The sequence below is a fragment of the Morganella sp. Je.2.23 genome (assembly GCF_051129855.1).
GTDB classification, from domain to species: Bacteria; Pseudomonadota; Gammaproteobacteria; order Enterobacterales; family Enterobacteriaceae; genus Morganella; species Morganella sibonii.
Genome location: NZ_JBCPSQ010000001.1, coordinates 1,669,554 through 1,690,479 on the forward strand (window position 1 = coordinate 1,669,554; position 20,926 = coordinate 1,690,479).

36 protein-coding genes and 2 pseudogenes are annotated in these 20,926 nt (G+C 46.0%); 22 read left to right on the forward strand and 16 right to left on the reverse strand.

Translation table 11 applies throughout. The features are described 5' to 3' along the window. Positions 1–34 precede the first annotated feature (34 nt). Entirely contained in the window at positions 35–319 is a 285-nt protein-coding gene (locus tag AAZR23_RS08135) for a hypothetical protein (RefSeq protein ID WP_434691773.1), read from the forward strand. Positions 320–535: 216 nt separating this feature from the next. Here the strand turns inward: AAZR23_RS08135 and AAZR23_RS08140 are convergent, their stop codons facing one another. Beyond that, entirely contained in the window at positions 536–919 is a 384-nt protein-coding gene (locus tag AAZR23_RS08140; RefSeq protein ID WP_434691776.1) for a hypothetical protein, read from the reverse strand. 130 nt (positions 920–1,049) lie between these two features. Between AAZR23_RS08140 and AAZR23_RS08145 the strand changes: the two genes are divergently transcribed. From AAZR23_RS08145 to AAZR23_RS08210, 14 genes are all read left to right on the forward strand, one after another. Continuing rightward, entirely contained in the window at positions 1,050–1,418 is a 369-nt protein-coding gene (locus AAZR23_RS08145) for a hypothetical protein (RefSeq protein ID WP_434691779.1), read from the forward strand. A 212-nt stretch (positions 1,419–1,630) separates the two neighbouring features. Further along, positions 1,631–1,762, forward strand: a complete 132-nt coding sequence (locus AAZR23_RS08150) for a hypothetical protein (protein ID WP_256389734.1) — start codon at positions 1,631–1,633, stop codon at positions 1,760–1,762. Between the two features lie 9 nt (positions 1,763–1,771). Then, on the forward strand, positions 1,772–2,035 hold the full coding sequence (locus AAZR23_RS08155) for a hypothetical protein (protein WP_350384511.1): 264 nt from the start codon (positions 1,772–1,774) through the stop codon (positions 2,033–2,035). Then, on the forward strand, positions 2,032–2,241 hold the full coding sequence (locus tag AAZR23_RS08160; RefSeq protein ID WP_036412794.1) for a hypothetical protein: 210 nt from the start codon (positions 2,032–2,034) through the stop codon (positions 2,239–2,241). The genes AAZR23_RS08155 and AAZR23_RS08160 overlap by 4 nt, the downstream gene beginning before the upstream one ends. After that, positions 2,238–2,975: a phage recombination protein Bet gene (bet, locus tag AAZR23_RS08165; RefSeq protein ID WP_434691783.1), complete on the forward strand. Its 738-nt coding sequence runs from the start codon at positions 2,238–2,240 to the stop codon at positions 2,973–2,975. Before AAZR23_RS08160 ends, bet begins: the two co-directional genes overlap by 4 nt. Next, the gene (locus AAZR23_RS08170) at positions 2,956–3,552 is read left to right on the forward strand and encodes a lambda exonuclease family protein (RefSeq protein ID WP_434691786.1); all 597 of its coding nucleotides are present in this window, start codon (positions 2,956–2,958) and stop codon (positions 3,550–3,552) included. The genes bet and AAZR23_RS08170 overlap by 20 nt, the downstream gene beginning before the upstream one ends. A gap of 14 nt (positions 3,553–3,566) precedes the next feature. Then, a complete protein-coding gene (locus AAZR23_RS08175; RefSeq protein ID WP_112548101.1) occupies positions 3,567–3,827 on the forward strand; it encodes a hypothetical protein in 261 nt (86 codons plus the stop codon). A gap of 42 nt (positions 3,828–3,869) precedes the next feature. Next, complete coding sequence (locus AAZR23_RS08180; protein WP_148098342.1) at positions 3,870–4,115, forward strand: hypothetical protein; 246 nt, start codon at positions 3,870–3,872, stop codon at positions 4,113–4,115. Between the two features lie 31 nt (positions 4,116–4,146). After that, the gene (locus AAZR23_RS08185; RefSeq protein WP_434691789.1) at positions 4,147–4,938 is read left to right on the forward strand and encodes a DNA cytosine methyltransferase; all 792 of its coding nucleotides are present in this window, start codon (positions 4,147–4,149) and stop codon (positions 4,936–4,938) included. Positions 4,939–4,940: 2 nt separating this feature from the next. After that, a complete protein-coding gene (locus AAZR23_RS08190; protein ID WP_349419458.1) occupies positions 4,941–5,453 on the forward strand; it encodes an ASCH domain-containing protein in 513 nt (170 codons plus the stop codon). Continuing rightward, on the forward strand, positions 5,453–5,806 hold the full coding sequence (locus AAZR23_RS08195) for a hypothetical protein (RefSeq protein WP_434691791.1): 354 nt from the start codon (positions 5,453–5,455) through the stop codon (positions 5,804–5,806). Before AAZR23_RS08190 ends, AAZR23_RS08195 begins: the two co-directional genes overlap by 1 nt. 163 nt (positions 5,807–5,969) lie before the next feature. Further along, the gene (locus AAZR23_RS08200) at positions 5,970–6,137 is read left to right on the forward strand and encodes a hypothetical protein (RefSeq protein WP_434691794.1); all 168 of its coding nucleotides are present in this window, start codon (positions 5,970–5,972) and stop codon (positions 6,135–6,137) included. Beyond that, positions 6,121–6,447: a phage protein NinX family protein gene (locus tag AAZR23_RS08205; protein ID WP_434691797.1), complete on the forward strand. Its 327-nt coding sequence runs from the start codon at positions 6,121–6,123 to the stop codon at positions 6,445–6,447. Before AAZR23_RS08200 ends, AAZR23_RS08205 begins: the two co-directional genes overlap by 17 nt. A 381-nt stretch (positions 6,448–6,828) precedes the next feature. After that, entirely contained in the window at positions 6,829–7,017 is a 189-nt protein-coding gene (locus tag AAZR23_RS08210; protein WP_025155030.1) for a helix-turn-helix transcriptional regulator, read from the forward strand. 465 nt (positions 7,018–7,482) lie between these two features. On the opposite strand, the pseudogene AAZR23_RS08215 reads toward AAZR23_RS08210, so the two are convergent. After that, positions 7,483–7,620, reverse strand: a pseudogene (locus AAZR23_RS08215) (hypothetical protein); the annotation flags it as partial. Between the two features lie 14 nt (positions 7,621–7,634). Here AAZR23_RS08215 and AAZR23_RS08220 point away from each other — a divergent pair. Continuing rightward, a pseudogene (locus AAZR23_RS08220) lies at positions 7,635–7,979 on the forward strand (hypothetical protein); the annotation flags it as partial. 35 nt (positions 7,980–8,014) lie between these two features. On the opposite strand, the gene lysC reads toward AAZR23_RS08220, so the two are convergent. Genes lysC through AAZR23_RS08245 form a run of 5 tightly spaced genes read right to left on the reverse strand, consistent with a single transcriptional unit; the run spans position 8,015 to position 9,352 of the window. Continuing rightward, on the reverse strand, positions 8,015–8,215 hold the full coding sequence (gene lysC, locus AAZR23_RS08225; protein ID WP_218426283.1) for an Rz1-like lysis system protein LysC: 201 nt from the start codon (positions 8,213–8,215) through the stop codon (positions 8,015–8,017). Next, the gene (locus tag AAZR23_RS08230) at positions 8,178–8,555 is read right to left on the reverse strand and encodes a hypothetical protein (RefSeq protein WP_434691802.1); all 378 of its coding nucleotides are present in this window, start codon (positions 8,553–8,555) and stop codon (positions 8,178–8,180) included. Before AAZR23_RS08230 ends, lysC begins: the two co-directional genes overlap by 38 nt. After that, complete coding sequence (locus AAZR23_RS08235) at positions 8,552–8,710, reverse strand: hypothetical protein (protein ID WP_166708131.1); 159 nt, start codon at positions 8,708–8,710, stop codon at positions 8,552–8,554. Before AAZR23_RS08235 ends, AAZR23_RS08230 begins: the two co-directional genes overlap by 4 nt. Next, the gene (locus AAZR23_RS08240) at positions 8,692–9,168 is read right to left on the reverse strand and encodes a lysozyme (protein WP_434691805.1); all 477 of its coding nucleotides are present in this window, start codon (positions 9,166–9,168) and stop codon (positions 8,692–8,694) included. Before AAZR23_RS08240 ends, AAZR23_RS08235 begins: the two co-directional genes overlap by 19 nt. Beyond that, positions 9,161–9,352, reverse strand: coding sequence for a phage holin family protein (locus AAZR23_RS08245; protein ID WP_046893979.1), 192 nt, complete (start codon positions 9,350–9,352; stop codon positions 9,161–9,163). The genes AAZR23_RS08240 and AAZR23_RS08245 overlap by 8 nt, the downstream gene beginning before the upstream one ends. Positions 9,353–10,230: 878 nt before the next feature. Here AAZR23_RS08245 and AAZR23_RS08250 point away from each other — a divergent pair. Both AAZR23_RS08250 and AAZR23_RS08255 read left to right on the forward strand, forming a co-directional pair. Further along, the gene (locus tag AAZR23_RS08250) at positions 10,231–10,938 is read left to right on the forward strand and encodes a LexA family protein (protein ID WP_046893976.1); all 708 of its coding nucleotides are present in this window, start codon (positions 10,231–10,233) and stop codon (positions 10,936–10,938) included. 143 nt (positions 10,939–11,081) lie between these two features. Next, the gene (locus tag AAZR23_RS08255) at positions 11,082–11,429 is read left to right on the forward strand and encodes a hypothetical protein (protein WP_434691808.1); all 348 of its coding nucleotides are present in this window, start codon (positions 11,082–11,084) and stop codon (positions 11,427–11,429) included. Positions 11,430–11,470: 41 nt separating this feature from the next. Here AAZR23_RS08255 and AAZR23_RS08260 read toward each other — a convergent pair whose 3' ends face one another. Continuing rightward, the gene (locus tag AAZR23_RS08260) at positions 11,471–11,686 is read right to left on the reverse strand and encodes a hypothetical protein (RefSeq protein ID WP_247717238.1); all 216 of its coding nucleotides are present in this window, start codon (positions 11,684–11,686) and stop codon (positions 11,471–11,473) included. A gap of 466 nt (positions 11,687–12,152) precedes the next feature. Between AAZR23_RS08260 and nlpA the strand changes: the two genes are divergently transcribed. Continuing rightward, positions 12,153–12,968, forward strand: a complete 816-nt coding sequence (gene nlpA, locus AAZR23_RS08265) for a lipoprotein NlpA (protein ID WP_107678919.1) — start codon at positions 12,153–12,155, stop codon at positions 12,966–12,968. 44 nt (positions 12,969–13,012) lie between these two features. Here the strand turns inward: nlpA and AAZR23_RS08270 are convergent, their stop codons facing one another. Continuing rightward, on the reverse strand, positions 13,013–13,675 hold the full coding sequence (locus AAZR23_RS08270) for a CerR family C-terminal domain-containing protein (protein WP_434691811.1): 663 nt from the start codon (positions 13,673–13,675) through the stop codon (positions 13,013–13,015). 33 nt (positions 13,676–13,708) lie between these two features. Further along, complete coding sequence (locus AAZR23_RS08275) at positions 13,709–14,980, reverse strand: M24 family metallopeptidase (RefSeq protein ID WP_112549531.1); 1,272 nt, start codon at positions 14,978–14,980, stop codon at positions 13,709–13,711. Positions 14,981–15,144: 164 nt separating this feature from the next. On the opposite strand from AAZR23_RS08275, the gene AAZR23_RS08280 reads away from it, so the two are divergent. The 3 genes from AAZR23_RS08280 to AAZR23_RS08290 all read left to right on the forward strand — a co-directional run bounded on the left by AAZR23_RS08280 (position 15,145) and on the right by AAZR23_RS08290 (position 16,387). Beyond that, on the forward strand, positions 15,145–15,579 hold the full coding sequence (locus tag AAZR23_RS08280) for a hypothetical protein (RefSeq protein ID WP_218426285.1): 435 nt from the start codon (positions 15,145–15,147) through the stop codon (positions 15,577–15,579). A gap of 173 nt (positions 15,580–15,752) precedes the next feature. After that, complete coding sequence (locus AAZR23_RS08285; RefSeq protein ID WP_434691815.1) at positions 15,753–15,923, forward strand: hypothetical protein; 171 nt, start codon at positions 15,753–15,755, stop codon at positions 15,921–15,923. A gap of 245 nt (positions 15,924–16,168) precedes the next feature. Then, on the forward strand, positions 16,169–16,387 hold the full coding sequence (locus AAZR23_RS08290; protein ID WP_434691817.1) for a hypothetical protein: 219 nt from the start codon (positions 16,169–16,171) through the stop codon (positions 16,385–16,387). Between the two features lie 362 nt (positions 16,388–16,749). On the opposite strand, the gene AAZR23_RS08295 is transcribed toward AAZR23_RS08290, so the two are convergent. The 6 genes from AAZR23_RS08295 to AAZR23_RS08320 form a co-directional block, all read right to left on the reverse strand. After that, positions 16,750–17,556, reverse strand: coding sequence for a sulfite exporter TauE/SafE family protein (locus AAZR23_RS08295; RefSeq protein ID WP_434691819.1), 807 nt, complete (start codon positions 17,554–17,556; stop codon positions 16,750–16,752). A 172-nt stretch (positions 17,557–17,728) separates the two neighbouring features. Then, complete coding sequence (locus tag AAZR23_RS08300; RefSeq protein ID WP_046893969.1) at positions 17,729–17,920, reverse strand: YegP family protein; 192 nt, start codon at positions 17,918–17,920, stop codon at positions 17,729–17,731. A 120-nt stretch (positions 17,921–18,040) separates the two neighbouring features. Then, on the reverse strand, positions 18,041–18,529 hold the full coding sequence (locus tag AAZR23_RS08305; protein ID WP_264997850.1) for a GNAT family N-acetyltransferase: 489 nt from the start codon (positions 18,527–18,529) through the stop codon (positions 18,041–18,043). A gap of 70 nt (positions 18,530–18,599) precedes the next feature. Beyond that, a complete protein-coding gene (locus AAZR23_RS08310; RefSeq protein WP_046893968.1) occupies positions 18,600–18,821 on the reverse strand; it encodes a YdcH family protein in 222 nt (73 codons plus the stop codon). 166 nt (positions 18,822–18,987) lie between these two features. Beyond that, positions 18,988–19,383 (reverse strand): hypothetical protein, encoded by a 396-nt coding sequence (locus tag AAZR23_RS08315; RefSeq protein WP_434691824.1) that lies wholly within the window; start codon positions 19,381–19,383, stop codon positions 18,988–18,990. Between the two features lie 213 nt (positions 19,384–19,596). Then, positions 19,597–20,886 carry an arsenic transporter gene (locus tag AAZR23_RS08320; protein WP_434691826.1) on the reverse strand — a complete coding sequence of 430 codons (1,290 nt, stop codon included), beginning with the start codon at positions 20,884–20,886 and terminating at the stop codon, positions 19,597–19,599. Positions 20,887–20,926: the final 40 nt, after the last annotated feature.

Consider the following 20,926-nt stretch of genomic DNA (forward strand, 5'->3'; position numbering starts at 1 on the left):
GCCACCAATCACCAAAAATTACTCAGGAGGCAATATGGCAACAATTACTGTTATTCCAAAGAAAGACAACGCGAAGAACCGCCGGTTAGCAAAGCAAATGGCGTTCTGGGACAGAAAGCGTGCGGAGTATGCAGCGAAGCCTAAAAGCCGCTCAGTGGAGGAGATTTTTGATTCAGTTTTCGGCCGGCAGGCAGACGAAACAGATGTGTTTGCAGAGCTGATTATCGGGCTGAAAGATACGCCGAAAGCGCCACGCAAGCAGCTGAGAATGAACCGCAAGCCGATTATGCAGGATGGTGGCATTACGGCAAGGGCATAGCGGTTGTGTGAGCGCAGATATTTTTATGTACCAACGTTTACAGGCGCTAAATCGGTCGCGTCAGGAATTAATAAAGCACCGTCAGCATCGGAGGATTTATGTAGTGAATAAATGTAATTGGAGAATCTAAATTAGGACGATCGGCCCGGTTCTCATGTATGTGAGAGCACCCGCCCGCCGGAGCGGTTAATCCGGCAACTAATCACAGCCCATTCGCTAATTCACACACTTAATTAGGCTATCTATTGACTGAAAATCAGGGGCATCCTTCACGCTAAATTGGAGTGAATTACCTAGTCGGGTACTAAAAACAGCCTGATTGTACTTTACACCCCTGATGTATAACTCCGCTAATTGGTTAATATTTTTAGCAGAAAATTCACCCAGACCAGCATCTTCTTTAAGCACAATAGCTAATGATTTATTGTTTTCAAAATATGTACTGAATAAACTAATTTTCGCTGACTCTATATTTTTACATGCTATAGGAAGCTCATCTTTGTTTGTTTTGAAGGTTAAGCAAACATCATCAGGCTTGCATTGATTCGCGGCCATGACAGATGCAGAGAACAAGATAACTACAGCGACAAGTAATTTCATAATTATTAATCCGCTTATTTAAGTTAGGTGGAGTATATCAATATTTCAACACCAGGTAACAAGTTAACACCCCGCAGCGGGGATAACTATTCGGACATCACGTAGCACAGGAAAGTGCATAGGAGGAAGTGTGGAACATACGATTAAAGTTTATAAAAACTCACCGGAACATGGTGATTACCTCAAAGCACGTTTTCCAGACGGCTCACGCAGTAACAGTGCGTTTGAATATGCGGGTCACCGGTGGGGTTATCGGTACACATCATTTGACGATAAAGGTGATTATGACCTGCTCTATCGCTTTGATGATGAGCCAGACGTACAGCCATTGACAGTTAATGATGCAACGCTGCGCGATTACTTTGCAGCAAAAGCCATGCAGGGAATAATCACCACAGCCGCGGCGCCAGTTTTAACATCCTTGGCAGGGCTTGATGACGACATCGCAAAAACAGCTTACCGCATGGCAGACGCAATGCTCAGAGCAAGGGAGAAATAGCCGCCCTGCTCTCTTTCACACAAACACATGAATGACCTACGCAAGGAAAGAAACAAGGGTTAACAGCACCGGCATGGTGAATAAATCAAACGGCACACCAGCTGTCATAAGTAGGAACATAGCAACATGCATAATCACAATTCCTTTTTAGTTAATCCAATATAACAACTATATCACCCTATCCCACCTCGGGATATCAGCAGGTAAACAACATGAACATGCTTAAACAGCAGGAGCATCGCTACAAGCTTTGTAGTGAGAGTTTCGCACGTAAAAAATCAGGCTTAAAGCCGGTGTTAATTACATTTCTGGCGCTGACGGTTGTTCTGTTGTTCGCCAGATGAGGGGGATTTATGCAGAGACTGGAAATATCCGGAGGGCAAACATCATCACGGACGGTGCTTGGCCGGAAAGTAACAACGCATGAAGGGTTCGACCACATTACCGGAAGCCTGAGTCAGCTCCTCGGTTCGTCAGCATGGAGCATGAACGAACTGGTCGAATTTATGATTAACAACGAATACATGGACGATTTCACGGACGAGTTAATCAAGGCCGGACAAGGAAGTTCTTTCTTCGCACGGATAGCAGAGAAGATGCGCAAGGAGGCAGCATGAACGCATACGCAGCACAGGATGCTCAGGAAGAGCGGCGGCTGGAACATGCAGCATGGCAGGATGCCGTGGACACGGAAGTTCGGCAGATAACATCGGATGTTTTCTTTGGTGTGGATCAGTCAATTTTAGACAAATTCAGTGACGATGCGCAGGACGCGCTTTTTAACTCGCTGTGCAAACAAATAAAAAGGAGATTCTTTTCATGAGTAACTCACTGGTGTCGATGGCTGGCTCTCTCGCACAAAAGCTTGATCTGGCAATCGACGAGAAAGACCTGATTAACACGCTGCGGTCTACGGCATTCAAGGCTGAGGCCACAGACCAGCAGTTTCTTGCGCTTCTCATTGTCGCTAATCAGTACAACCTGAATCCTTGGACAAAAGAGATTTACGCCTTCCCTGATAGGACGGGAATTGTTCCTGTTGTCGGCGTTGACGGATGGGCGCGGATCATCAACGGCAACAAAAATTTTGACGGCATGGAATTCGAAATGGATGACGAATCGTGCACATGCAAAATTTACCGCAAAGACCGGAATCACCCGACATCGGTAACGGAATACATGAGTGAATGTAATCGTGGAACCCAGCCGTGGAAATCTCACCCTAAGCGCATGCTGAGGCATAAAGCCATGATTCAATGTGCACGTCTGGCATTTGGGTTTGCTGGAATTTACGACCAGGACGAAGCAGAGCGCATCACAGAAAATACACCGGCTGGGGTTATCAACGGACAGGAGAGTCATGAAAACCGGCCTGAGCTCATCGCGCGCTGTGAAGATGCTGCAAAAAACGGAGTGGAAGCATTTAAGCAGCTATGGACAGAGCTTACCCCAGAAGAAAGGACGATCATCGGGTCAGCAGATAAAGAGAGAATCAAAAACAGTATCGCCATTGATGCCGAATACACTGAGGTGACAGATGGAGCAGAGAACGGATGAGTGGTTTGCGGCCAGGCTAGGGAAAGTCACGGCAAGCAATATTGCAAAAGTAATGGCGAAAGGCGGCGGAGCGACAAGGAAGAATTATATGGCTCAGCTGGTTTGTGAAACGCTGACAGGGCAAAAGGAAGAGTCCTTTAAATCAGCAAGCATGGAGCGCGGTAACGAGCTTGAGGCGATAGCAAGGGAAATGTACTGCCTCAACGAATTCGACGCCACGGTAACGGAAACTGGCTTTATTCTGCACCCCGCCATTAAGCTTTTCGGCGCCAGCCCTGACGGCCTTGTAAACGATGACGGATTAATCGAAATCAAGTGCCTGAACACAGCAACTCATATTGAGACCATAAAAACCGGAAAGCCAAAGCGTGAATACATCCTTCAGATGCACGGTCAGATGATGTGCACCGGACGCAGGTGGTGTGATTTCGTCAGCTATGACAACCGGCTTCCGGAAAATCTCGCCTATTTCAAAACGCGGATTGTTTTTGATGAAGGTCTTGCCAGTGAAATAGAAACGGAAATTCGCGAATTCACGAAAGAACTCAGGGAAGAAATCGAGTTTTTAACCAAATAAATATGGACTAAATTATGGGCGATATGGGCGATATATTCCGCGCAATGCGTGAAGATGCCAAAGAACGGAAGCAGCAGCGATTAAAAGAAAATACAGGGAAGTTATCAGGGATTGATATTCCGTTTACACAGGACGGAAGCGGAACAATTCATTTTTCAACACCAGCCGGAAAGGTTCTGTTTTATCCCACCACAAATAAAATTCAGCACAAGAAAAAGGTCACGCGCGGCAATCTGGAAAAGGCTGTCGCACTGGCTAAAAGTCTTGGTGCATAACCCCACCGTTTCAGGATGAAGCGTAAGCCAGAGGAAGCAATCATGTGCATACAGGAAATGAATGTACGGGTTTACTTCGCCCCTACCAGGAACCGCCGGTATTTCAGCAAGGATGCTGCGATAAAGGCTGAGGTAAAGGCGAGGATATTCATGAAATACCCGTTTGAAAAGCCCGAATCCGATACTGGGTATCCAGGATATTACATATCAGAAGACAGGCCTGAATTTTATCGCAGAGCGGTGAGATATCTGACCTATCTGATTAAAAAGCAAATGGTTTCAGGATGAAGCGTAATGCAGGGATGCTGAGGAAATAACAATGACTGCTTACTATAACGAAATCGAACCGTTCGCTGCTCAGTGGTTACGGAATCTCATTGCTGCCGGTCATATAGCACCGGGTGTAGTGGACGAAAGGAGTATTGAAGATGTCACACCAGATGACTTACGCGGATTCACACAGTGCCACTTCTTCGCCGGTGTCGGAGTGTGGTCACTTGCCCTGCGCCGTGCAGGATGGCCGGATGATAAACCAGTATGGACAGGAAGCTGTCCGTGCCAGCCTTTCAGCGCGGCAGGCAAAGGAAATGGGTTTGCTGACGAGCGGCACTTATGGCCGGCATTCTTCCACCTCATCAGCGAGTGCAAGCCTGGCGTTATCTTTGGTGAACAGGTTGCAAGCAAAGACGGCCTCGGATGGCTCGACCTTGTACAAGCTGACTTGGAAGCAACGAACTACGCCGTCGGCGCGGTCGATTTATGCGCTGCGGGCTTCGGTGCGCCACATATCAGACAACGATTGTTCTGGGTGGCCGACTCCGACAACCAGGGGCGGGAAAGACTGCGGAGATGTGAGTCAGTCATTCTTCCGGAAAGACGGGAGGATGCGGAACGACACACTGTATCGACAGCTGTGGCTGCACATATTTGGGATGAATGGCAGGCCGTCACGGGAGCAGATAAAAACCCTAGAATGCTGCCATCTGACTTTGGCAAGAGAACTGATGAGCCTACCGGTCGAGTGGGAAAACTCCGCGCCTACGGAAATGCCATCGTCGCGCCGGTCGCGGAAGAGTTCATAAGGGCTTACATGCTGATAACAGAGGAATGAATATGAAAGACAGAATAAAGTTCAGCGACGAAATGTTAGCAGCTGTTATTGACGGCAGGAAGACGCAGACGCGGCGACTGATGAAGCCTCAGCCTGTATTGAACGGAAACTTCTATGGGGTCTTTGGCGCGGGTTGGAGCAAAGGCATCAAGTGCGTTACTGTCGCACCGGGTCACAGTTTAGAGCGAAACTTTCCGTATGGTCTGGTTGATAAAAAAATCCCGTTCGCAGACAAGGACGGCAATATCAAAGGTGAAATTGAGATTGTCGATGTCTGGTTACAGCGGGTGCAAGATATCAGCGAAGAAGATGCAATAGCGGAAGGCGTTGTTACTGGCCGCTATGGTAATGAAGGCAACTGGCTGAGAGGCTTTTATGCGCCAGGAGGCAATCAGCCACATCAGAATGCAAAATCCGCATATAGCGAGATATGGCGTTCAATTTATGGTGTAGAGGCCTGGTGTAAAAACCTGTGGTGCTGGGTGATCGAATTTAAGCAGATTCAGGAGGGGTGATGGATATATCACGACAGCAGTTTGAAGCAATGGCAATAAAGCGCGGGCTATCAGTTGACAAGAAAAAAGATAATTGGGGCAAGGAAAAGTATAAATATGACATGATTCAAATCATGTGGGAGGGATGGCAGGCATCGCGGGAAAGTTTGGATATCGACAGGCTAAAAAAGGAGCGTAACGAAGCCATTGGTCATTTAATTTCTGTATTCGACCAATATGCTGGACTCGATCATTTATTTATGTCCGCCGGAGAGAATGCCTGTGAGTTTTTAGAAAAATTAGGCTACGGCGTTGATACTGGTAGAATTTTCGCATTAAACGAAAAGATACTGGAATTAAATAACGAAGAGTAACTCTATTCACACATGAAATAGTCGGATTTGTATTACCACTGGTAATGCACGGCTCTGCTGTGCCTGTTACCGATGATATTTATACGCTCGAAGAATGTGAGAGCCGCGCAGTGCAGATGATGACTGTGCGGAATGTTGAATTAGTGTGTGCGGAGGTGGTGAGATGAAATTTAAGGTTGGCGATAAAGTGAAAATGATACCGAATGGTTTTTTTGGGCATATCGTAGTGAGATGCAACCGGGAATATTTAGTAAGAAAACTGAATGGCAGCGAAGGATGGTACCAAGAAGACGAACTGGAGATGGAGTTAGCCAATGAACAAATATCGTGACAAATCAGACTTTGAGATTAATAAGGCTGTGGCTATTGCGCTTGGTGCGTATGAAGTAGCAACTGATATATTCATAGATAAGAATAGGAGGTACGAGTTTGACAAACCGAAAAGCCAATTCTTTTTCGACCCATGCAACAACCCGGCGGACGCAATGCCGATTATTATTGAGAATGGAATATCAATGATTAAAAGCTCAGGGGGATGGATATGCTGTCATGGTGCAGCCGGTGTAATTGAGCATGAAAACTTATATCGCGCCGCTATGATTTGTTTCCTGATGATAAAGGATGCGGAGAATGAAAAATAGCCACCGATGCGAAATATGCAATAAGCGTCTTAATGAAAGTGAGCGATTTTATTACGGCTATACCTGTGAAAAATGTGAACGCCACTTCATTACTGAGCATGAAGGAAATAAATTAAAAACTGCACTGTCGCTCATCAGGCTCTATTTCAGAAAGGTAATTTACTCAGCGTAGGTGACCAATGACACCACAGGAAGCAGAGAACGGACGCAGACGAATAGCAAGGGAATGCCTGAAGGAATTAATGAAGTACACATCAGACGAACAACACACCGCAATACTCGACAAATACACACCGAAATTTAAACCACTTAATCACCTGCGCTTTCCGGCAAAGAGAGTGCTCGGGTATTACGTGCGTACGTTACAGAAGGAGATTAAGGATGGATAACATTAACGATGATTCTTTAATTGACATGAAGTTCATGACGCGAGATGCTGGCTTCACTTCTAAATATTTCTACAGCCAGATCAATAAAGGCAACCTGCCAAAGCCGATAAAAATCGGTGAAAGGTCGCGCTGGAAAATGGGTGATTACCGTAAGTGGAAAAACTCTTTTTCATGCCGTTAAAATGTCTTTGTGGGCATCTTTGCGGGCACCCCCTGCACAACAACATAAAATTACTAACAATTCCAATATAATGCGAGCGTGTTCGGTGTTTGCAGGGGACACCAAGACCGAGTAACCTCGCATTACCCTCCGTTACCAATCTCCCTTGAAAAATCATACCGATTATCAGCTGGTAGCAGGCTGTTTATTTTCATCTCAAAAGATGGCGGAAAAATCTGACGTTTCCGGTACCAAAAAGACGGGCAGGAGCGAACCCATGTCATCGGCTCATAACAGGATTTCTCAGGTTCGACTTTCAGTAAGGTTCTGCAAGTATTTTTAATCATCCGGCGAATGCGTTAGTGAAATATATTGAGTCACAACCGGACTGTTCCCTGCAGACAAGATAGGCCGGTTTTACCAGCGGATCACCTCCGGTCAAAGAAGAGCTGTCTAACCTTGTGGGTTATTCATAAAAAAGCCCCGCTATTTAGCGAGGCGTTGTTTTCTTCGTATAAGCAACTGAATCAAGGTGGAAATGTAAAGCATGGTGTTGTTAACATCGGAGTTGTTACTTCTGGTGTTGTCACTGCCGGGGTTGTCACTTCCGGGGTTGTCACTTCCGGTGTTGTCACTTCCGGTGTTGTCACTTCCGGTGTTGTCACTTCCGGTGTTGTCACTTCCGGTGTTGTCACTTCCGGTGTTGTTACCACCGGGGTTGTCATTTCCGGAGTTGTCACTTCCGGTGTTGTTATCCACGGAGTTGTTACCTTCGGAGTTGTGATCGGTGGACATGTACACGTTGGTGTTACCGGCGGACATGTCGGCTCCGGCGGACACGTCGGTTTCGGTTTTTCCGGCTCCGGACATTCACACTCACATCCGCATTTACAGCGGTTGTTAACAATTACCTTGATAACTGTCTGACCATTCTCACAACACGTTCCCTTTTTTACTTCTGTCATTTTTTAATCCTCAAATAACATTGTTCAATATTGAACTGTTTAAATATACAGTATTATTGAGATACCTTATAATCCGCTCCGGACGCCCGCATATATTCAAACTCACGTATTGCCTGCTTATCGTGATTGCAGCCTGCAATTGATTTCATGGCATCGGTCAGCAGCAGGATCGCGCCACCGTAAGTCAGTTCATCCGGGATAACCGGCAGCGGGCAGTCAGCGAGAAGATGAGCCGGAACTGGTACTGACGGCACGGGTACGAATATCTCTTTCGTATTGCTGCAACCCGCCAGTGACACCATCAGGAACAGGAGCAGCAGCGCATTCACTCTCTTTAAGTTCTGTTTTGATAATTGTCTTAACATTGATGTGTTCCGCTTCCTCCGCCTGCTTTACCCGGATATTACTGAGTGCAATACGGTGTCCGGCCATAAATGCTGTCCGCGTCAGATGATTGACCGCCAGCTGCTGGTCATATTTATCCTTTAGTACCCGGTAGTTGTCTTTCAGGCCACCGTACAGATGCAGGGTCAGCAACAGGCCGGTCAATATCACAATGCAGATACCGGACACTATTTTTGTCAGGATATTCATGATGTTTCACACTGATAATGAATGACTTCTGCCTGCGGATGTCCCGGCAGAGGCCGGCAGTAATCCGGAAGTGAATACAGATAACAACCTGCCAGCAGACAGGTTGTCAGTAAGATGATGGCGGCAATAATCAGCACTACAGGGTTGCACGACATACCGCATTCTCCGTTTCGCGCCGGTTAATCAGCCCCTGCCACTGCTTACCGCCCGCAAATGTCCAGCGCTTCATTTCGTCACACGCACCGGCGATATCACCGGCATTGAGTTTACGCAGCATCGCGGAACGCGAGAATGCACCGGGGCCGGTGTTATACACGAAAGAATAGATGGCAGCTCTGGTTGTATCGTCAACCGGGACTTTAATCATCGGATCAACAGCACGGCGGATTTTCTCAAGGTCACGGTGCAGCAGCGCCCGGCACTCATCAGCCGTATAAATTTTTCCCGTCTGAATATCACCGCCGGTATGCCCGTAACAGACTGTCAGTACTCCGGCCACATCACGGTAAGGTTTATATTCCACCCCCTCATAGGCCGTGATCAGTACCAGGGCAGCGGCAACAGCACCGCCTGCAGCGGCGGCAGCTGCTTTTTTGCTCAGATTATTATTCATGATGTTCTCCGGCTTTTATCTGATACTCTTTCCGCCGGTAATACCAATTGATAAAAAATGTACCAATGGTACAGACAATTCCGATAAGGACTGCCCACTGATCCAGCGATAACACTCCCAGAACAGAAGTAATAAGCCCCCAGGTATATGCTGCGGGCCCGGAATATTTATCTGACATGCTCATATACACTCGCTTGCAGAGTGTTCCGTAAATATTATTGAAAGGTAAATTCAGATAATGGATTAAATATAAAAATTAATGCACCGTTGTTTCCGGTTCTTTATTTCTGACGGCCTTTAACCGGGAATCAATATCCGTAATCGCAGAACGTCCGAATCCCGGAGAGATATAGGCTTTACTGACAGTTTTCCCGCAAAATTTAATTCTCTTCATTCCTTTTGACGGACATTTCATTACCGGATTCGGCTCAGGCTCACCTCTGATTTCACGAACGTAGCGGTACAGGCGCGTGACAGCGTCCTGTGCCACAGCATATTGCGGAATATAATGCCGGCCCTGTTTAACCATTCCCACTTTTACCAGACTGCCTATTTTATGTAAAATTGTAGTATATGTCCGGATAAAAATTTCAGATGTTCCGGTATATTTCGCAGCATCGCTATTAGTAAAATATTCATAGTCCCGGCAGGCCCGGATAATATCGGTATATATTTTAAATTTTTCCTCAGTCATTAGGACATCCTCCGTAATACTACCCTATAAATAATCAGCAGCGCACTGTATTAAACAGCACTATACCGATAGTTATAAAATATAAATAATTGTCAGGGAAATTTAAATAAATTGATTGAATATAAATGTTGCCGGATAATTCCGGCAATAATCCCGTTTGCGGGACTCATGTTTGATGGCGATGCGTTTCGCATACCTGCCCCGGAAATACACAACGGTATGCTTCCCGGGTTTGTGCGCATTTTTCAGCGCAGACTGTTAAAGAGCGGTACAACATCATCTGTTGATGGATGCAATAATACCATAACTATTAAATATGTCAATATCTTTAGTATTGACAAAAATCTGATTTTTGGTATTACTATAGTATGAATGAAAAACGACAACTGACGACAGAACAGCTGGCAGACTGCCGAAGACTGAAAGCTTTGTATGAGTCAAAGAAAAAAGAGCTGGGTATCACCCAGCAGAGCATTGCTGACATACTGAATATCAGCCAGGGCGCCGTCGGTCACTATCTTAACGGCCGTAACGCATTGAATTTACAAACAGCCAGTGTTTTTTCCGCACAACTTAATGTCCCGATTTCAGATTTCAGCCCGTCTCTCGCCACTGAGGCACAGGCGCTGAGCGCTGCTATTGACAGCAATATTTCCGGCTTGCGGCCTTACAAGCCCTCCCCCCGATACCCGGTGATCAGCTGGGTACAGGCGGGTGCCTGGAATGAAGCAAATGAAGCCTACTGCCTGGATCAAATCGATGAATGGTATGAATCGGAAACCCATGTTCAGGGTGCTGCATTCTGGCTGAGGGTCGAAGGGGATTCCATGACAGCCCCGACCGGTAAAAGCGTACCTGACGGCTCGCTGATCCTTATTGATACCGGCAAAGATTCTGAAAACGGCAGCCTGGTCGTCGCAAAACTGACAGATTCTAACGAAGCCACATTCAAAAAACTGGTTATCGACGGTGGCAACTGGTATCTGAAAGGACTTAACCCGACGTGGCCCGCGATGAAAGTCAACGGTGACTGCAAAATTATCGGTGTTGCCGTTCAGATGATGATGAAGCTGTAATTATCTTCACCCTCCCGGCAGAGGGCATTTTCCGGGTAAATATAATACTTATGGTAGTTATTTTGCAGTGACAGGTATCATGCCTGAATAATACTAATAGTATTTTTATTAGTATTGATGTTCAGAAAGGTAAGGAGACAGAAATGAGTTGCCGCGGATATCATTGCGCCAGAGCCCGCCGGTCTGCCCGCAGACAGCAATTACAGGCAGAGTACCAGCTTAACAAAGAGCTGAAAGCCGCCCTCAGCGGGGAACATATTAACGGACAGCACATTAACGGAGAGCACATTAACGGAGAGCGCATTCAGGAAGAACCTGTTTTATCGCTGAACAGGCAGCCAATGAACAGAGTCACAAAAGCGCTCTCAGTTCGCCGCACTTATACTGTGAATTCTGCCGGCAGTTGCTGCCTGACAAGCACATCGCTGTATTCCGCCAGCCGCTATCCGTCAAAACCAAAGTCCGGATACGGCGTTACTGCGAAAGTATGAACAGTGACAGATAAACGCCGGGGCCTCCGGCGTTTATCACATTATCCGACCGAATGCAGTTTTACATGTGATCCGAGATACTCCCGCTTACGTTGATTATCAGCAACTTTGTAGCATTCCGGATACAGTGCCGCAATCTCGTCCATTAATTGTGCAGGTGTATTAACTGCTTCCATTTTTGATGCAAGAGCCAGTGCCATATCAAAAGCCACCCGCTCAACAGGATTATATTTTGGTGAAAAGATTTTATTTGGCATATTATTTCTCCATTTATCATTGATAAATAACAATATGCATTACTTATCATTGTGCAGGCTTCCGAAATGAGTATAACGGAATATATTTTCCGGAACAGGTCAGTAACTGCGTATTTGATCAATACAGCAACCTTTTTCCGGTGTGCTATATTCTTTTTTTCTCATCATAATAACTTTCAAATATTAACGTGTCCTTTGTCACATTTTGTCATCATTCACTGACAAATCCCGATAATACATTAACCAGACTTTAAAAAGCCGGACACTACTACACATCCGCTCCGGTATAGTAAGTTCATCCAAGTAGAGAGTACCCTGAAGAAATGTTGTGATTATGCCCGCGGATTGCGGGCTTTTTTTTATTTCTGTCAAGATGAAATTTTTGCATCACCCTCCCCGTTGACCTTTCTTTCATTTTGCCGCTATTTACTGAGACATACTTTCAGTAAACAGAATGGTGAACATAATGAAAAAACAATTTTCTCTGTTTTTTTCCGGTGCTGTTTTAGCGCTGGGATTTTTACTGTCGGGTTGTGATAAGGGCACAACTGACATGACAAAAATTAAAGTCGGTGTGATTAATGGCGCCGAGCAGGATGTGGCAGAGGTTGCCAAAAAAGTGGCCAGAGAAAAATACGGACTGGATGTCGAACTGGTCGGCTTCAGCGGCTCCCTGTTACCGAATGATCCGACAGCCAACGGTGACCTCGATGCCAACGTTTTCCAGCATCGTCCGTTCCTGGCTCAGGACAATAATGCACGGGGCTATAATCTGGTCGCAGTGGGGAATACCTTTGTATTTCCGATGGCCGGTTATTCCGATAAAATCAGCAATATCAGTGAATTAAAAACCGGCGATACTATCGCTATGCCGAATGACCCGACAAACCTGGGTCGCGCATTATTATTAATGGAAAAAGAGAAGCTGATTAAATTAAAGTCCGGTACCGGTTTGTTACCTACCGCGCTTGATATTACCGAAAATCCGCTGCAACTGAATATCATGGAGCTGGAAGGTGCCCAGTTACCAAGGGTGATTAAAGATCCGAAAGTGACTGTGGCGATTATCAGCACCACCTATCTTCAGCAGACCGGTTTATCTCCGGTAAAAGACAGTGTGTTTATCGAAGATAAAGAATCGCCGTACGTCAATATTATTGTCACGCGTGAGGATAATAAAGACGCAGAGAATGTGCAGAAATTTATCAAAGCTTATCAGTCACCGGAAGTAGCAAAGGCCGCTGAAACCCTGTTTAACGGCGGGGCTGTTCCCGGCTGGTAATGACAGCAAACTTAAGAGTGCCGGACACCGTCCGGCACGATTTCTCACTCCTGATCCAGTCCCAGTGCACGGCATGAAAGCAGCACAATCTGTCCGGTAATGGCTGTCAGTGAATCCTCACTGACTGATTTTTCTTCACTGCGGCGAAGATAGGCTTTCTGCGCCACCACAAATCCCAGAATCTGTCCTATCAGTGCATGTGCCCTGATAATCGCTGTTTTGGTATCTGCCTGTACATCCGCAAGCCGTACCAGACGGGTGAGCTGTTCATGAAATGGTTCGATAAAAGACTGATAAATTACATTATAATTTTCAGTCTGCTCCAGCTGTTCCCGTAAAATCAGTGTGGCATACAGCGCACGCTCCGGCGACAGCAGTGCTCTGCACAGCCCGGTAACCATACTGGTCAGAACCGTTTTCAGTGCTGTTTTACCGGGATGCGCCTGTACCATCAATGCTGCCGTGGCGGCATCAATCCCGCTCACATCCGTGACTGCCGCCAGATCATCCGTGATTTTACGGATCACCGCCGCATATACACCCGACTTTCCCCCCATATGATAAGGAATAGCCGACTGATTCACACCCGCCTCCTCCGCCAGCTGCCGGGTCCGGACACCGCTGACGCCGCTCAGGGCAAACAGGCGGACGCCCGCCTGTATCAGTTTCTCTTTGGTCTGCTCTGAGGAGAGCGCATGTTTATTCATCTTATCCGTCATCTGCGGCATTCACCGGTATAATCAGAGATCAGCACGCATCAGCCGGGTGGAATTATCATTAAGCTCAATTCCGCCGTTTTTCCCGACAATCACCGTGCCGCCAAGGTTACACAGATGATAGCCAAAGGCACAGTTAGGTTCAAATGCAAAACTCATTCCCGCTTTCAGCACCAGCTCCCGTCCGGGATTCGGCAAACGTTCCACTTTACGGTAACGGGATACCAGCGGCAGAGACTCAATACCCGGCGCAGTACCGAAGCCGATCGGGCCATACGGATTGATGCTGTGAATGAGCGGATGCACATGCCAGCCGCCGGAAGCCAGCAATGGTTTTTCCATTTCATCCACCACTTCCCCGAATGTCACACCCTCTTTCAGATATGACACCCCAATGTCATAACACTCTCTGGCGACCAGAGCTGCTTTTTCCAGCTGCGGATGGATTTTTCCGACCGCAACGGCAGCCTGATGCTGGGTTTCATACATTCCGTACAGTGCAAAAATTTCGGACAATACAATATCACCTGACACAATCTCTCTTGGTTTCTGTGAACGGTACTGCCAGGCCGGCTGACCCCAGCCGATATATTCCGGACCGGATCCCATCAGAATCTCAGCGGTAAAACCACCCGCGGATAAACAGGTGGCGGTCACTGCCGCCGCAATATCCGCCTCGCTGTTTCCCGGTACAGCAGTCACCCGCATCGCTTCACTCATGGCTTCACCAATCGCCGCAGCATGACGGATATGAGCAAGTTCTTCTTCACTTTTCACTGATGCGCGGACAAAAAAGTCACGATAGACCGGCACGATCGCCGCCTGCGGGTACGCTTCTTTAATCCCGGTCAGGGTATTAAACGGCATTGCACCATCAAAATAGAACGGCGGATACGGCTCCAGCCCGATCACGCCGATTTGTGCCGCCGCCGGGACATTCATTTCCCTGAGCAGCGCACCGATATTACGCCCGGTTTTGCCGACCATAATCTGTGACGGCGACAACCACTGATTATCCCCGCGCATTGCGGCCTGCATATGGTCAGCAATCATCATCGGCGCAAATGTCACGACAACCGGGTCATTATCCTGATAAAAAATCACCACAGAGCCAAGACGATCATTCGTAAAATAGTGATCCACACAAAACGGGGCCGGTGCAGCCGATTCCCGGTCACCGTAAACAATCAGAACATCCAGATTGCGCCGGCGCATGATGTCGCGCGCCAGATTCCAGCGGCGATCCCGCTCCTGTAAAGAGAAACCGGCCGGTATTGCAGTATTAATCGTTTTCATAATTCACCTATATTTAATTCATTTGAATGAATTAATATCGTAGTGAATGATCTGAAATCCGTCAATGACAAGATCCGGATCAACACCTGAGAAAAAAGTAATGGATTGTTTTATCAGCAGATTTAAAATTGATCTGATAACAATATCAGCCCGGAAAGTGACTTATGAATATCTTTTACCTTTATATCCTGCTCTATCAGGACAAAATTGTCGTCCGTGATGTCAGAACGCACCGTGAAATGACGGGGATACCGGAAACACCCTTTACCACAAACCGGTTGCTGGTCGGGGATATGCTCTCTGCCGCCAAAACACTGCAAAAGACGGTTTCACGCCTGACCTCCCCGCTGCCGCTGTGGAAAAAAATATTCAGTCCCCGCTACGCGGTACTCGTTCACCCGATGGAAATGCGCGAAGGCGGATTATGCAATGTGGAAAAACGTATTTTCCGGGAACTGGCCGGTTTTATTGCCCCGAAAAGAACAGGGGCAGTGAAAGCCTATGTATGTGACCATCCCGATATGCAACCTGATCAACTGGTATTCGATGTGATGTCCGGTAAATTTAAGCTGACGGATGAAGAAAAAAACGCCTCCTGATCGTATTCCGGAGCGGATTTTCTTATTTAACCTTTCACGATAATCCTCTCCGGAAAAAAGAAAATGAAGATTCCCTTAATTATTTATGATGAACCGGATTAATTCAATTTAAGCTATTAATTACTATTTTTTCTGATAATAGTAATAACACCGCTATTGAAAAGGAAAAGACAATGAATACAAATCAACACGATATAGATAAAGCAGCTGAAAAGATCATCAAAGGAATGGAGCGTATTAATCGCTTTACGGATAAATACACAACATACCTTTCAGAAAAAGACAAGATGCACCTGATCCGGCTGACAACTGAATTACAAAAAAAACTGAATGCGGACAAATAATAAATTTATTTTTTGTTGATGATTCGTTTACCCTACAAAAAATATCAACATAACCAGATGATTAATAAGTAATTTTTTATAAACACAAACTATAGTGAAATATCAGTATTTGTCAGTTTTCCGGGGATTTGAAAATATTGCCACTGTTTATGTATATCCCGTTGTGCGGCGAAAAAAACAGGAATATGTTTCATCCATACCCGCTGAGCAGGTATAAATACTCCCGTAATCCTGAGGATATCATAATGAAACATTCAGCTCTTATTGTTGCAACGCTGGCCGGTTTATTCTCTTTCGGTGCAATGGCATCGACATCCGCACCGGCAGTTTCTGCGGCACATTCAGGTATTACCGCCACTAAAGCGGACAGTCATGCTAAAACCGTAAAACACGATGCAAAAGTAAAAAATGAGAAAGGAAAAAAAGCAAAAAAAGTTAAAGAGGAAAAACAGAGCGCAATCTGATTATGATAACGGTGTTATCCGCGGATTAAACCGGCGCTATACCGAGACCGTAAAAAACCTCCCGTCATACGGGAGGTTTTCCTTTCGTCTTAATTACCCGTCATCAAACTGCTAACGCAATAACAAAGATAATGAGCGCGATGCAGGTGAAGAAACCAGTAGGGTATACCATCGTACTTTTCGTCATTGGTGACATGATCGAGTCTCCTGTAAACCTTGCTTAGTATCTGACAAACAAAGAACCCGAAGATATTTAAAGACATCCAAAGACATAAGTAAAGCTGATAGATCACAAAATCGGATGGTAATATATAAGATACCGTTTCGCTTCATATCATTATTTTTCGGCGGAGATATCCGGTTTACTGCACAATGATCATAACCAGAAGTACAAATATCAGCAGAGCCAGATAAGATTTGGCATAGAATCGGTCCGGGATACGACCAATCAGCGGAGCACAGAGTTTTTGCCCCAGCCAGGAGCCGGCAATCAGTAAAACAAAGGCCTGAATATCCACATAACCGGCAAATCCGCTGCCGAATTCCGATGTTTCATTGCGGGCCAGAAGAATATAAGTCAGTGTACCGGTCAGTGCCATCGGCAAAGATAACGGGTTTGCCATGGCGGTCGCCTGTGCCATTTCCGCACCACGGCGGCGCATCAGCGGTACCGTCATAACACTGCCCCCCACACCCAGAAAGGCTGCCACAACACCAATGACAGTACCGGCTGCCGCAGTGGCACCCGCCGGCATTTCCCGCAAATGAGAAGCTGACTGAGTCATAAATCCGGGGCGGAAAATGCTGTCCAGAATAGTAATGGCAAGGTAAGCAATAAAAATCCATCTGACCCACGCCCCCTGAACTGCGATCGCCATCAGCGCGCCTGCGACGGCACCGGCGGCAATGTAACCTGCCAGCGGACGTACCTGCGGCCAGTTAATCATTCCTGCGCGATGCTGACGAAGTGTCGCCATTGATGAGCTGAATATCATCACGCCGGTAGACGTGGCCACGGCAATATGCATGGCGGCGGCAGCGGTATGACTGTCAGCAGTCGCCGTTAACAGCGCATAAAGCAGAGGAACAATAAAGAATCCGCCGCCGAAACCGAATAACACGGTTGTTGACCCGACAAGACAGCCACACGCAAATAAGAGTAGAAACACAGAAACAGCCCCGCTTAACATAATCGTTGCCTTTACTATAAACAGCCCGCGGGGAGTTCGCTTTTGCATGCAGGACAACCGGTATTGTATTTCAGCCAGGATGGCTTCAGCGTCGTAAAAAAGAAAAGGCTCACTGATGTGTTCAGGAGCCTTATTAATTCTGCTGCTTATTTTATTTACCGGTCAGGTCTTTAATCTCTTCAGAAGGACCATTTTTCTGCACGGAGGCAATACCATTCAGCGCCCCCTGCTTTGATGCATACATCTCGCTGGTGGCGATAATTTCATGGTTACCGGCTTTCAGGACAAAATAGTACGGCTGTGATACATCTTTGGTCGATTTTTTTAACTCGTAATACCCCATAACAAGCTCCTCAGGTTGAAAAATCATGTTAATACGGCAAATCATAATGACGATTTCAGTATAGTCACTGATACGTAAAAACAGGAAATAAAAACCATAAAAGATAATTCCCGATGATATTCAGCGGCCAATCATCAGTAAATACGGGGTCTCATTACAGATAAAATGCCCTGCTTCTCTCATGCCGGATTTCAGATGCGCACGAACAGAGCGCTCATTATCCTGATTAATAAATGCAACCGGCTTTCCGCTGTTTTCCGCGCACACCTGTTTATATAATGCCGATAAAATCCCCTGTCCGCGATAATCCTTTGCGATACAGACCGGGCCATAAAACCAGTTATTTTCCAGCAGTTCACCAAATTGCTGTGAGATCAGTGCGGTCACCGGGGATATTTGTGCGGACTGCACCGGGAAGCTGAATACCACACCTGCAATCACGTCATCGTCCTGAGCAATAATCACTGTCAGTGCATGCGCAAACATCGTTTCGACTTTTTTCAGCGGGTATTCTCCCGATAATCCCCCCTGCCGTGACTGTGCGTTTTCCTGTAATAATGCAGCAACCTTTCCGCAGTCTGTATTTTCCATCTGCCGGTAATGAATCATCCTCTTTCCCCCGTATTATTCAGCCTGAAACAAAAAGCCACCGGATAAACCGATGGCATATAAGGGAAATTCAGTCATCTTCCGGCGGATTTTTCAGAAGCTGGTGGATCTCTTCTTTCAGGCGTAATTTTTGTTTTTTCAGTTCCACCACTTCCTCACTGTAGCCACTTCTGTCTGATTTTTCCAGCCGGGCTATTTCATGATCGAGTTGATTGTGTTTATCAAACAGCGTGCGGAACTCAAGGTTATTCTGGCGAAGATGGGAAATTAAATCACGGTATTCCGGAAACATAACAATTTACCTCCTGTCAGTGACTATATAATCATCATCTGCGATTTCCGCCTGCAAATCAAAGATCAGACGCTGAAAATTTGACATTGGTTTGCGGTTTAATGCCGTATCCGTTTTTCGCTGCCTGCCCTCACGAAGATTCAGCTCCGGCACAACCGGCAGTAAATCAGGGTCTTATTGTGAAGGTCATACGTGCTGATGGTTTTACTTCGTAAGTCTGCTTTTCACTATTCCAGACAAACTCCGGCGCCGCATACTGGCCATAAGTATAGGAAGGAAACTCATTGGGTTTATAAGAAAAATCACTATCGATACCGGTGTTTTTGCTTTCTTTTAGTCCGGCTTTAAAAATTTCATTCTGTTTATTTTGGCTTTTTTCTGCATCCTGCTCGAATTTCGAACGACCGGCAAGCATATAGCCCGGCTTACCGGTGGTATTATTTATACGATTATCGGGTGTTTTTTTGGTGGCTATCGTTAGTTCAGAGTGACTTTTATTTCCTGCCTCAGCACAACCAACAAGCAGACATAATGACAGATGAGATATAACTACATAATGCATAAGGTTAATTCCTGATAATTGACCCCGGCATTATTACATAAGATTATTTTATATGTAAATGCAGTGAAAAATAACACACCGTTATTAACTGATAATACCACCTGAGACTAAGTAAAATATAAAATCAATTTCCCCGTCATTTTTTACATTAATAAAAGAAACTACTATATTTAGTTTCTCTTGCAGCTGATTGTCTTATGAAAATAATTTGCATTAATTCAGTAAAGACAACCTGATGACCAGAGCCACTAAGGTCACCGTTAAAACAGGAATGGTCATAATAACGCCTGTTTTAAAGTAATACCCCCATGTAACCGCCATATTTTTCTGAGACAGAACATGCAGCCACAATAATGTTGCCAGGCTCCCGATCGGGGTAATTTTAGGTCCCAAATCTGCACCGATAACATTCGCGTATATCATCGCTTCCTGAACAAGACCTGTCACATTACTGCCTTCAACCGATAATGCACCGACAAGAACGGTTGGCATATTGTTCATCACAGAAGATAAAAAAGCGATGATATAACCCGTTCCGAGTGTTGCAGCCCATATACCCTTGTCTGCAAGATAATTAAATATTTCTGACAGGTAATCAGTGAGCCCCGCATTTTTCAGGCCATATACAACAAGGTACATACCCAGTGAGAAAATAACGATTTGCCACGGAGCACCGCGCAATACTTTCCGGGTATTAATCATTTTTCCATATGATGCCACCAACCATAAAACGAATGCTCCAATCGCCGCAATAACACTAACCGGAATACCAAGCGGTTCGAGAACAAAAAAACCGGTAAGCAGTAAAACCAGAACAAACCATCCCGCTTTAAATGTTTTCATATCTTTGATCGCCGATGCGGGGGTATTCAGTTTTGACGTATCGTAGTGTTTTGGAATATCCCGGCGAAAGAACCAGTGCAGCATAACAAGTGTTGCAATAATAGCGGCAATATCCACCGGCACCATGACCGACGCATATTCCGTAAATCCGATCTTAAAGAAATCAGCGGAGACAATATTCACCAGATTTGACACTATCAGCGGTAAACTTGCAGTATCGGCAATAAATCCCGCAGCCATCACAAAGGCCAGCGTTGTGCCCTTACTGAACCCCAGAGCCAGTAACATAGCAATAACGACAGGCGTTAATATCAGAGCCGCCCCGTCATTAGCAAATAAGGCCGCAACACATGCACCGAGCAGGATAATATAACTGAATAATAATTTACCTTTTCCCCCGCCCCACTTTGCCACATGAAGCGCTGCCCATTCAAAAAATCCGCTTTCATCCAGAATAAGACTGATAATAATAACAGCAACAAATGTGCCCGTTGCATTCCAGACGATATTCCAGACAGCCGGGATATCCTGAACGGTTATCACCCCGGATAATAATGCAGCCAATGCACCGGCAGCCGCACTCCAGCCTATGCTCAGTCCTTTGGGCTGCCAGATAACAAATGCAATGGTCAGAATAAATATTAATGCCGCAATAAACATAAAAACCTCTTTCAGGGAACTATCCGTACCGTAAACACCA